At 72.4% G+C, this 11988-nt stretch carries 8 protein-coding genes; 7 read left to right on the forward strand and 1 reads right to left on the reverse strand.

Translation table 11 applies throughout. The annotated features are described in order from the left end of the window. Positions 1-113 precede the first annotated feature (113 nt). From ACFS27_RS15460 to ACFS27_RS15490, 7 genes are all read left to right on the forward strand, one after another. Positions 114-2972, forward strand: coding sequence for a TIGR03773 family transporter-associated surface protein (locus ACFS27_RS15460; RefSeq protein WP_377184534.1), 2859 nt, complete (start codon positions 114-116; stop codon positions 2970-2972). Further along, positions 2969-4591 (forward strand): anchored repeat ABC transporter, substrate-binding protein, encoded by a 1623-nt coding sequence (locus ACFS27_RS15465; protein ID WP_377184536.1) that lies wholly within the window; start codon positions 2969-2971, stop codon positions 4589-4591. The genes ACFS27_RS15460 and ACFS27_RS15465 overlap by 4 nt, the downstream gene beginning before the upstream one ends. 44 nt (positions 4592-4635) lie before the next feature. Further along, positions 4636-5664, forward strand: coding sequence for a choice-of-anchor M domain-containing protein (locus ACFS27_RS15470; RefSeq protein WP_377184538.1), 1029 nt, complete (start codon positions 4636-4638; stop codon positions 5662-5664). Continuing rightward, on the forward strand, positions 5661-6524 hold the full coding sequence (locus ACFS27_RS15475; protein WP_377184540.1) for an anchored repeat-type ABC transporter ATP-binding subunit: 864 nt from the start codon (positions 5661-5663) through the stop codon (positions 6522-6524). Before ACFS27_RS15470 ends, ACFS27_RS15475 begins: the two co-directional genes overlap by 4 nt. Continuing rightward, on the forward strand, positions 6521-7417 hold the full coding sequence (locus tag ACFS27_RS15480) for an anchored repeat-type ABC transporter permease subunit (protein ID WP_377184542.1): 897 nt from the start codon (positions 6521-6523) through the stop codon (positions 7415-7417). Before ACFS27_RS15475 ends, ACFS27_RS15480 begins: the two co-directional genes overlap by 4 nt. Positions 7418-7496: 79 nt before the next feature. Continuing rightward, complete coding sequence (locus ACFS27_RS15485) at positions 7497-10328, forward strand: choice-of-anchor M domain-containing protein (protein ID WP_377184544.1); 2832 nt, start codon at positions 7497-7499, stop codon at positions 10326-10328. A 194-nt stretch (positions 10329-10522) separates the two neighbouring features. Next, positions 10523-11164, forward strand: coding sequence for a GNAT family N-acetyltransferase (locus tag ACFS27_RS15490; RefSeq protein WP_377184546.1), 642 nt, complete (start codon positions 10523-10525; stop codon positions 11162-11164). Positions 11165-11208: 44 nt separating this feature from the next. Here the strand turns inward: ACFS27_RS15490 and ACFS27_RS15495 are convergent, their stop codons facing one another. Continuing rightward, positions 11209-11853, reverse strand: a complete 645-nt coding sequence (locus ACFS27_RS15495; RefSeq protein WP_377184548.1) for an Atu4866 domain-containing protein — start codon at positions 11851-11853, stop codon at positions 11209-11211. Positions 11854-11988: the final 135 nt, after the last annotated feature.

Below are 11988 nucleotides of genomic sequence, written 5' to 3' on the forward strand. Positions count from 1 at the left end.
TAGTTGAGAACCGTTCTCAACTCTGCTTCACTGTACCCGATTAACGGGAATGATTATCAATCTCCCGATTGTCCGAGCCCTAGAAGATTCACCCCCAGAAAGGATCCCTAGTGGTGAGAACTACTGCCCTGCGCCGTGCGCCGGCTGCGATACCTCGTGCAGGCACGGCGCTCGTCGGCGTGGCTGCGCTCCTCGCGGCGTTCGCCGTGCCCACGAGCGGCACCGCCGAGGCGACACCGGTCCGCACCGCGGTCGCGGACCGCGAGTACGTCCTCGACCGCGGCCACGTCGACGGGTTCGAGACCACCTACGACGCCGACGCGGGCAAGCTCCTCCTGTCGGTCCGGGACGACACACGGATCTACGACGGCGATCCCGTCTTCCGGGCACCCGAGTCGACGACGTTCGCCTACGAGGACCCCCGGAGCCAGGTCACCCTTCCCGCGGCCGAGGGCAGCTGGGCGTTCCTCGGCGAGCACGGCGGGGCCGCGGCATGGCTCGGCTCGCAGACGGGCAGCGAGCAGGACCACGCGCCCTGGGTCGGCTGGAGCACGGAGCGGCTGCTGGACTCGCTGGCCGGGACCGGCATCACACCGGCGCCGGGTCAGCCCGTGTCGCTCGACGTCGTGGTCGACGGGCCTGGAGACGTGTTCACCTTCCAGAACGACTCGTTCGGGCAGCCGGTCAACCGGTACCTCGACACGACCACGTCCGACGGCGGGACCATACCCGTTGCGGCCAACGCCCACGTGCACACCAACTGGGTCTTCACCGCAGAGGGCGACTACACGCTGACCGTGCGCCCGTCCCTCGCGACGGCCGACGGCGGCACGGTGACAGGGGACCCTGCGACCTACCACGTCAGGGTGGGCGAGCGGCCCGTCACGACGGCGGTGACCGTATCGGCCGACCGGGCCGAGCACACCGAAGGCGACGCCGCCGTGCTGACCGCCGTCCAGGACCCGCCCACCGAGCTGTCGCGCTACCGGTGGGAGGTCGCTCCCGCTAGCAGCGACCAGTTCGCACCGGTCGACGGGCAGGAGTCCGCCACCTACGAACGCGGCCTCGAGCTCGCCGACGACGGCGCACGCGTGCGTGCCGTCCTGCTCGACGGCGACCGCGTGGCCGGGACCTCGGAGCCGGTGATCCTCTCCGTGAGGTCGCTGCCGGTTCCGACGCCGACACCGACGCCCACGCCCTCCCCGACCCCGACCCCGACCCCGACCCCGACCCCGGATCCGACGCCCACGCCGACAGACCCCGGGACGGACCCGGGCCCCGGCCAGGACCGCGAGTACGTGCTGGACCACGGGCACGTCGACGCGTTCGAGACCACCTACGACGCCGAGACGGAACGCCTGACCCTGTCGGTCAGGGACGACACCCGCATCCACGCGGACCGCCCGGTCCACCGCTCGCCCAAGGACGTGACGTTCGCGTACGAGGACGCCCGCGGCCAGGTCGAGCTGCCCGGCGCGACCGGCGCCTGGTCGTTCCTCGGTGAGCACGGCGGCCGGACCGCCTGGCTCGGTTCCCAGACGGGTGGTGACCAGGAGTACCTGCCGTGGGCCGGCTGGAGCACCGAGCGGCTGGTCTCGTCGCTGGCGGGGACGGGGATCACGCCTGCCTCCGGCACCCCGGTCTCGCTCGTGGTGAAGGTCGACGGTCCTGGCGACGTGTTCACGTTCCAGAACGACTCGTTCGGGCAGCCGGTCAACCGGTACCTCGACACGACGACGTCGGACGGCGGGACCATCCCGGTCGCCGCGAACGCCCACGTGCACACGAACTGGGTGTTCACAGCGGAGGGCGACTACCACCTGGAGGTGACGCCGCGGCTGCGGACGGACGACGGTCGCACGATCACCGGGCCGGCCGCCGACTATCACTTCCGGGCGGGAGCGCAGCAGACGGACGGCCCCGGCGGAGACGACCCGGGCAGGAACCCGGACCAGGGCACCGACAAGGGCACCGACCAAGGCACCGACCGAGGCACCGACAGAGACCCGGGCAGGACGCCGGACGGCGAGCCCGGCAACGGCGAGGGGCCGGGCAGCGGTCCGAGCGGCGACACGGGGGCCGGCGGGACCGGTCCGGGCAGTCAGCCAGAGCAGTGCATCGCACACCCGGTCGAGCGGGAGGTGAGCACGCCGAAGGTGGGCACGCCGAAGGCGAGCACGTCCGAGGCGGGCGGCATCAGCTCCGGCCACTTCGACTTCGGCTCGATGGTGCGGGACGGCGAGCTCGTCGCCCGGGTGAAGGACGACCGCGAGCAGCCCTCGTCCTGGGTCGACCCGGCCTCGCTCACCTTCCGGCTGGGCGAGGCCGCCGAGCACGAGGTGCCGGCAGGCAGCGAGTTCGCGTTCCTCGGCACGCCCGGCTCGACGATCTGGTCGGTCGGCCAGGTCCAGGAGCCGGGTGTCCCGTGGATCGGCTGGAACACGCAGCATCCCAGCCTGAACAAGGCGGCGGACGGTCCGGTCACCTTCACGCTCGACGACGTCGAGGGCCCAGGGGAGCTGGGCGTGTACGCGACCGGCACGTTCGGGGGCGTGGGGGCCAAGAGCTTCGGCACCATGCCCGGGTTCCCGAAGTCCCTGTCCGTGCCGCTCAACCAGCACGTGCACGCCAACTGGGCATTCACCGAGCCGGGTGTCTACTCCGTGACCGTGACGCAGTCGGTCCCCCTGAAGAGCGGCGGAACGGCATCGGACGCGGCCACGCTGAAGTTCTCGGTGGGTGACACGTCGGGGACCACGCCGGATCCCACGTCGGAGCCCACGTCGGGAACCACGACGCAGACGAGCTTCGTCGGACGGACGGCGTCCGGCGAGGAGTGTGACCTGAGCGCTGCTCAGCGTGCAGCGCTCGCCAGCACGGGCGCGAGCGTGCTCCAGCCCCTCGCCCTGGCAGGTCTCCTCGTGCTGATGGGCGCGGTGCTCGTCGTCGTGGCGCGGCGACGCCGGGCATGACCACGACCCCACCGTGGCGGGCCGCCGCGGTCAGCATGATCGCGGCGGGCTCGCTGGCTCTCACCGGCTGCGCCGGCGGCAGCGGTGCGGCGGACGACGGCCGGCTCCGGGTGGTCACCACCACCGGAGTCCTGGCCGACCTGGTGCGCAACGTGGCCGGCGACGACGTCGAGGTCACCTCGATCGTGCCGCCCACCGGCGATCCGCACTCCTACGACCCGACCCTGCGCGACGTGCGCGACGTCGTCTACGCCGACGTGGCCTTCAGCAACTACCTGCTGCTGGAGGACCACTCGGTGGTCACCACGCTGGACGCGAACCTGCCCGAGGGGGCACCGAACATCTCGCTCGCCGAGTCGGCCACCCAGTACGCCGCCGAGGTGATCCCGCTCGTCGAGAACGTCAACCTGGACACCGTCTGGCTCGGGCTCCGCGTCAGCGGGACCGGTGCGGAGCTCGGTGCGACGCGGGCGTCGGAAGCCCGGCTCAGGGTGACGGGCGTGGACGGGCCGGGCCGCCTCGCGGGCTACCTGACCGAGACGTTCGGGCAGCCGCGGGTCTACTTCGACTCGGGCGACGGGTTCGACGCCGCCGACGGGTACGCCCGGGACACCGCGACCCTCCCCACGGACGCGCACACCCACATGAGCTGGGCGTTCACCGAACCTGGGATCTACACGGTGGCGATGGAGTCGGACCTGGTGGTCGAGCCGGACGAGGATCCGCGGCAGCTGGCGGAGACGTCGGTGACCTTCGCCGTCGGGGTGGACCCGTACTCCGTGCCCGGCCTGGCGGGCGCCCGGGTGCTCGACGGCGGGCACGCGGACGTCACCGTGGACCTGGACGACGGAGCGATCGTGCTGCAGGCCGACACACCGGCGGGGGAGAGCCCGGACCAGGACGCGGACGCGTCCCCGAGCACCCATGGCGCCGCCACGCACACGCACGCGGAGACGCTCGACCCGGCCGCGACCGTGGTCTCGGTACCGAACAAGGCGCTCGCGCCCGTGCCGGCCGAGCCAGGGTTCGGGTTCCTCGGCCGACCGGGGGACCAGGTCTACCTGCTGCCACAGGCGGTGCTGGGCAAGCACGTGCACGGCGAGATCGATCCTCACCTGTGGCAGGACGTCCGCAACGCGCAGGCCTACGTGGAGGTCGTCCGGGACACCCTGGTCGCGGCCGCGCCGGACCAGGCGACCCAGTTCCGGGCGAACGCCGAGGCCTACCTCGCCGAGCTGCGTCGCACCGACGCCTACGTCGAGCGCACCATCGCGCAGATCCCGCGCTCCCGCAGGCACCTGGTCACCACGCACGACGCGTTCGCCTACCTCGGCAGGGCGTACGACGTCGACATCGCGGGCTTCGTGACGCCCAACCCAGCAGCGGAGCCCAGCGTGGCCGACCGGATCAAGCTCACCCGGACGGTCCAGGCACTGGACGTACCCGCTGTGTTCCTCGAGCCCAACCTCGCCGCGCGGTCCACCGTGCTCACCGAGGTGGCGCACGAGAACGACCTGCGGGTCTGCGAGATCTACTCCGACGCGTTCGACGACCGCGTCACCACCTACGTCGACCTGATGCGCGCCAATGCCGACAGCCTCCGCCGGTGCCTGACGTGACCGGCCACGGCGCGGATGCGCGCCGGCAAGCAGAAGGAGCACCCATGACGCCCCCCACCACGCGCGGCCGCAGAGCGGCCACCTGCGCGGTTCTCCTGGCCACCGCACTGGTCGCCGGCGCGGCACCGGCCGCTGTGGCCGACGCCCCGGACGACCCGGGGCTCGAGCAGACCGTCGACGCCGGCGAGGAGGTGGTGACCGAGGACGCGGTCGTGACCGACGGTCACGTCGACGTGGGCCCACGGTTCCTCGACGACCGGTGGACGATGCTCGCGCGCGACGACCGCGAGGTCCCGTCCGTCTGGCGCGACCCGGCGCGGACCGTCCTGCACCTCGGTGACACGGCGGTCCTGCCCGCACCGGACGGGCCGGACTACGAGTTCCTGGGCGTCGAGCCGGGCACGCCGCTGCACGTCGTACCGCAGACGCAGGCGCCCGACGTCGTGTGGCTCGGCTGGAACACCCAGGACCCCCGCGTCGTCGACTCGATCGAGCAGGGAGCGACGCTCCGGCTCGACGGCCTGGAGGGCCCCGGAAAGCTCCTCGTGTTCCTGCAGGAGGGCGTGACCGGGCCGCCCAACGTGCTGTGGGACTCGGGTGAACCCCTGCCGCAGGAGCTGTGGATGGAGGTGAACACCCACGTCCACGCCAACTGGGTGTTCACGGAACCGGGCATCTACCGCCTGGACGTGACCACGCTCGCCGACCTGACCGACGGGACCGTGGCCGAGGACGAGAGCACCCTCGTGTTCGCCGTCGGCCAGGACACCGACCCGGCCGAGGCGCTCGCGGCGGCGGGGGGAGACACCGCGTCCGACACGGCGTCCGACACCGCGTCCGACACCGCGTCCGACACGGCCGAGGACAGCGCCTCGCCGGCCGCGGACCCGGACGCCGCGGTGACGGGCGCGCCCGGGGCGGGCGAGCCGGCGTCGGACGGCGGTGGTTCTGCCCTGCTGATCGGGGGAGCGGCGCTGGCAGTTCTGATGCTGCTCCTGGTGGTGGTCGGCCGCGTCCTCGGCGCGCGCCGGGCACGGGCCGCTGCCGAGCTCGACGCAGGGGACGAGTCGTGACGGCGACCGTCGCGGACGGCACCACCACGTCGGCGCGCCCCGCGCCGGCCGCGGTGCTGGAGGTGCGCGACCTCGCCGTCGTGCTCGGCGGGCGGCCGGTGCTGGACGACGTCCGGCTCGAGGTCGCAGCGGGGGAGCTGCTCGGCCTGGTCGGCCCGAACGGAGCGGGCAAGACGACGCTGCTGCGAGCCGTGCTGGGCCTGGTGCCCTCGTCCGGCCGGATCAGCGTCGAGGGGCGCGAGGCGCGCTCGGGCCGCGCCCGCACGGGGTGGGCGGGCGCGGCGCGGTCGATCGGCTACGTGCCGCAGCGCCACGAGTTCGCCTGGGACTTCCCGGTCACCGTGGAGGAGGCAGTGCTGACCGGTCGGGTCGCGCGGATCGGCTGGCTGCGCGGAGCGCGGACGGAGGACTACCGAGCGGTACGCCGGGCGCTGGACCGCGTGGAGATGACGCACCTGCGGCGACGACCCGTCGGTGAGCTGTCGGGCGGCCAGCGGCAGCGGGTCCTGGTGGCCCGCGCCCTGGCTCTCGACCCACGGATCCTCCTGCTGGACGAGCCGTTCACGGGCCTCGACGTACCGACGCAGGAGCACCTGACCGAGCTGTTCCGCGAGCTCGCGGACGAGGAGCGAGCCGTGGTCATGACGAACCACGACCTGGTGGGCGCCGTCCACGCGTGCGACCGCCTGTGCCTGCTGAACCGGACCGTCGTCGCGTCCGGCACGCCCGAGGAGCTCGCAGGGCCCGAACCGTGGATGGCGGCGTTCGGCGTCTCGGCGGGGTCCCCGCTGCTCGCGGCGATCGCCCAGGTCGCCAAGGGCCGGCCGGCCGAGGCGCAGGACGGGGGTGGTCGCGCATGATCTCGCCCGTCGACTTCGTCCACGACCTGCTCAACCCCGACCTCGCCTTCCTGCCCAAGGCACTGCTCATGGCCGTGCTCTCCAGCGTGGTGTGCGGCGTGGTCGGCACCCACGTGGTGCTGCGCGGCATGGCCTTCATCGGCGACGCCGTCGCCCACGCCGTGTTTCCAGGGCTCGCGGTGGCGTTCGTGCTGCAGGGCTCCCTGGTGCTCGGCGGGGCCATCGCGGGGATCACCACTGCGCTGCTGGTCGCGTTGTTCGCGCAGAACCGCCGGCTGCGCGAGGACTCCGTGATCGGTGTCTTCTTCGTCGCCGCGTTCGCGCTCGGGATCGTGATCATCTCGGCCGCCCCCGGGTACGCCGGTTCGTTGCAGGACTTCCTGTTCGGGTCCATCGTCGGCATCCCCGACGAGGACGTGCTGACCGCCGTCGTGGTCGGGCTGGTCCTGATGACCGTGCTGTTCGCGTTCCACAAGGAGCTGGTCGCCGTCAGCCTCGACCGGGAGACCGCGCGGGCTCTCGGGCTCCCCGTCCTGCGGCTCGACCTGCTGCTCTACGTGGTGGTCGCGTCGGCGATCGTCATCTCCGTGCAGACCATCGGCAACGTGCTGGTCCTGGCGCTCCTGGTCACCCCGGCCGCCGCTGCCCGGCTGCTGACCGACCGGCTCGGCCCGATGATGCTGCTCGGCCCGACCATCGGCGGGGGATCGGCGCTCGTCGGCCTGTACCTGTCGTGGAGCCTGGACCTCCCGGTCGGCGGAACCATCGTGCTCGTCGCCACCGCCGTGTTCCTCCTGGCCTGGCTGCTCGCGCCCCGGCACGGGGTGCTGACCAGCGCCGTAGGACGACGTGAGCGCCGGACGGGGCGGGTAGCCCGGACGGGCCCGTCCTGAGCGTCGTTCCCGATTCCCCGCGGGTGGCACCAGCCGCCCGCGTCCCCACGCATGGAATGAGAGGTTCATCGTGAGAGCGATGCGTCCGAACGAACGTGCAGCTCGACCGTCGGCCCGACGACCGGTAGGGGCGCTGGCCGCCTCGGCCCTCCTCGCCGCAGCGGCCCTCGGCACGGCCGGCCCTGCGAGCGCCGACGACGGCGCGGCGCCTGACCCGGTCGAGTACCGGGTGCTGGAGAAGGTGCATACCGACGCGGTGTCGACCTTCCTGGACGAGGGGACGTTCACGCTGGGCACGAGAGCCGACCTGCCGGAGGGCAACGGCACGCGCCTGGATCCCGCGGAGACGCTGTTCCACGTCGACGACGCGTCGCGGCAGAGCGTGCCGGCCGGCTACGAGTTCGTGGCGCCGGCAGGCACGGCGGTCTGGATCGCCCCCGAGTCGAACCCGGCGGGCGGCGACGGGTACACCCAGCTGTGGCCTGGGTTCTCCACCGAGGCGGTGCCGGCCGGCGCCGTCGACGGGAACGCGACGGAGCTCCGGCTGGTCTCCGTCGACGGGCCACAGGGCGGGGACGTCGAGGTATGGCGCGGCTCGGGACCCGCCCTGACGCGGATGTGGTCGTCGGACGAGGGGGTCGACACCTTCGCCATCGGCCGCACCCACATGCACGCGAACTGGGGGTTTACCGAGCCGGGGACGTACCGGCTGACCGTCGAGGGGGCGGCCACGATCGGCGGCGAGCCGGTCACGGACACCGCCGTGTACACGTTCGTGGTCGGTGGCCTGCCACGGACCGTGGAGACCACGACGACGCTGGAGGCCTCGGCGACCGAGATCGTCGAGGGCAGTCCCGTGACCTTCTCCGCTGCGGTGGCCCCTGCGGGCGTCGAGGGCCATGTCGAGTTCCGTGACGGCTCGGCGGTGCTGGGCCACTCCGAGGTGTCCGACACCGGTGCGGCGGAGCTGGAGGTCTCCGGCCTGGGGGTCGGCACCCGCTCGATCAGCGCGGTGTTCGTGCCGTCGGTCGCCAACTTCACGACCGGATCGACCTCAGACCCGGTCACGGTCGCCGTCGTCGACGGTTCGGGCAGGGAGTTCGGTGTGGTCGGGGTGGCCGACTCCTACGCGCCGGGCGACACGCTGACCGCCACCGCCGTCGGAGCGACGCTGAAGGAGGGCCAGGTCTTCCGCTGGCTCCTGCGCACCCAGGGCTATGCCTCCACCGTCGTCCCGCAGTCCGGCACCAGCCCCACGTACTCCCAGGAGCTCGACGCGCTGGAGGACGATACCGAGCTCAGCGTGACCGTCTACGACTCGGCCACCCGTACGACGCTGGCGGAGAGCCCGTGGGTGCCCATCACCGTCGTCGGGCAGGGTGCCGAGCCCGTCATCACGGCGACCGAGGGCTTCCACGACCCCTTGCTGCCGGGGGACGTCATCGAGTTCACGGTCAGCGGGCGCGAGCTGGGCGATGGCGAGTCGATCGCGTGGGGCTTCGTGCCCTACGGCGGGTACTTCGGCGCCCTCATCCCCGACTACGAGTGGGAGGCCACCTACGCCGACGACACCCGGACCACGGTGCGCCTGAGGTCCAAGGTCAACGCGCCGGAGACTCGGCCGTACCAGGGCCCCCTGACGGCGAGCGTCGTCAAGGACGGCGTGACGATCGCCCGCTCGGACTTCCAGGCGATCACCACCGGGCACCGCGAGGTGAACGTCACCGGGCACCGCAACCTCTACCGCGAGGGTGGTGCCGTCGCGGTAGACGCGAGCGTCTACCCGGTGCGCGACGGCGACGAGCTCACCTACACGTGGACCTTCACGAAGGGAGACGTGAGCGAGGTCTGGGGCGGCGAGCAGCAGGCCTCGGGCGCGCTGACCGGCCCGGACCTCTCCCTGGCGGAGCACGACGGCGGAGCGCTACGGCTGGACGTGTACAACAACGGGCAGCTCGCCCAGCAGTCGCCCAGCTTCCCGGTCAACGTGACCGACGACCTGACGTCCCAGATCCTCGAGTTCGGGACCCTGTCCGGCCACTACCACCAGGGTGACTCGCTCCGCCTCGCGTTGACGGTCGACCCGGCACCGCTGGACGGTGACGTGCTGGAGTGGCAGTGGAAGTGGCCCGGCGCCGAGGACTGGAAGGTGATGACCGGTGTCGAGGACAACGTCTTCGCGGCGGCCGTCGAGCAGGCGCTCGACGGCGTGGAGATCCGCGCCGTCCTGACGTACGCCGACCCGGAGACGGCGCCTGCGGTCTCCGAGACCCGGACCGTCCACGTGGACGACCACGGCGCCCCTCCCCGACAGCAGGTCGCCGTGCTGGGTGCGGCGACCTACCAGGAGGGCGAGGCCGCCACGCTGTCCGCCGAGGTCACGCCCGGGACGGTGCTCACGGCGTACCGGTGGGAACGCAAGGCAGCATCGGCCGACGAGTTCTCGGTGGTGGCGGGCGAGGCCGGCCGGATCCTCACCTTCGACGCGGCCCGCGACGACCATGGTGCCGAGTACCGCGCGACCGCGATGACGCCGAGCGGCGAGGTCGGCTACGGGCCCTCCCCGGCGATCGCGCTGACGGTGACCGAGGCCGACGAGGAGCCGGGTGGAGAGGAGCCGGGTGGAGAGGAGCCGGGTGGAGAGGAGCCGGGTGGAGAGGAGCCGGGTGGAGAGGAGCCGGGTACGGACGAGCCCGGTACGGACGAGCCGGGCGGTGACAGCCCGGAGCCAACCGCACCGCAGGACCGGTCGACCGGTCCGAAGCACCAGGGGTCACCGACCCCGGGGGGCATGCTCGCCGCCACGGGCTCGGCAGACCTTCCGCTCCTCGTCGGCGGAGCGCTTCTGCTGACCCTCGGCGGAGTACTCCTGCTCGCGGCGCGCCGGCGCGCGCTGCGCCGGGCCGACTGAGCGACAGGCCCGGACCAGTCCCGTCGATGGACCGGCGCCGCACGGCGAGCGCGGTCCAGCCGGCGGGACTGGCCTGCCAGGGGAGTGGTTCACCACCGGTCCGGCCGGGACCGGTCCGGCACATGGATCGTGTCGGGCGTGTGCGGCGCATAGGGTCGGGTCCGCATCGATGCGCGACGAGCGGAGTGGACCGAATGGCCGAGACGAAGTTCGTGGTCGAGCGGGGAGACGTGCTCGGCGAGCGATACCGGCGCCGTATCACCGAGGTATACGTGCGCAGCTTCGCGGAGGACTTCGTTGCGTTCTCGCGCGACACCGGCAAGCTGGCCGACGCGTTCGAGCACATGCTGCTGCTCGACCGCTTCTACGTCGTGCTCGTCGACGGAGAGCCCGCGGGCCTCGCCTCGCTGACCGAGGGCGACCAGGTGCTGTTCGCGCCACGCCGGCGGGAGATCCTGCGTCACCTCGGACCGGTGCGCGGACTGCTCGGCTACGTGGTGGTCCGGACCTGGTTCATGGGCGCCTCCGACACCGCGCGGCCGGGGCTCGCCGAGATCGGGTTCGTCGCCACGGAGCCGGCCTACCAGGGCCGCGGCGTCGCGACCGCGCTGCTGCGTCACCTGCTGGCGCTGCCCGCGTATCGCGAGTACGTGCTCGAGGACATCAAGGACACCAACGTGCCAGCCCTCGGCCTCTACACGAAGCTCGGCTTCACGGTGTACAAGCGTCGGAAGGCGCGCTTCGCCCGTCGCGCCGGCTTCTCGGAGCTCGTGTCGATGAAGCTCGTCCAGGGCAGCGGTGCAGACTCTCGGGCGACGGGCCACGCACCGGGCTGAGCGCGGCACGTCGGTTCGACAGTACGCTCGACGAGCTCAGCGGGTCATCGCTGCCTGCTCATCACGAACCCCGCATGGTGCAGGGTCCCGTCCAGCAGCTCGCCGAACGCCCAGAACCCTGAGTCGTCCAGGTAGGTGATCCGGCCGTCACGGACCCAGTACCGGCCCGTGTAGGCGTTCGCGCGACCGCCCCGGGTCTCGGCGTAGCGTCCGTCGGCTCCCAGGTGCTGCTGCAGCCCGCGACCCGGGTCCTCCCACGTCCCGACCCAGTCGTCCCGCACGGCGGGGTCGGCCAGGTCCGCTCCCACCGGCCGGGTCGCTTCTCCGTCACGTACCTCCAGCCGACCGGACACGTACACCGCGGCAAGGTCGTCCGGGTCGACGACGAGCATGGTGCGGACCTGCGACTCGCTGACCGGGTGGCGTATCAGCGCAAAGGTGGCGGAGTTGCCCGGCACGAGGTCGTACGCCCCATGCTGCGACTCGGGTCGTTGCGCCACAGCGCTGTCCACCATGAGCGGGACGGCGTAGGCGCCCCTGGCGGCGAGCACTGCGACCCCGCGCTCCGGAGGGCCGGGCACGAAGACGTCGCCCGAGACGTGCAGGTCGCGCGAGACCAGGGTCCGGGGTGTCTCCATCACGTGCGCGCCGCTGAGGACGAACGGCCCATCGGTCGGTCGGGTTGTCATGGCCACCACCCTCGCCGGACGGTGCCCACCGGAGAAGGCCGTGCCGCACCTGGGTGTGGCACTCCCTGGCACGCAACAGGCCGACGGCACCACGGCAGGGGTCTCCCGTCGTGGTGCCGCCGGCCCGTGCCGACG

Origin of the sequence: Promicromonospora vindobonensis, from assembly GCF_042685865.1 — a bacterium.
GTDB classification, from domain to species: Bacteria; Actinomycetota; Actinomycetes; order Actinomycetales; family Cellulomonadaceae; genus Promicromonospora; species Promicromonospora vindobonensis.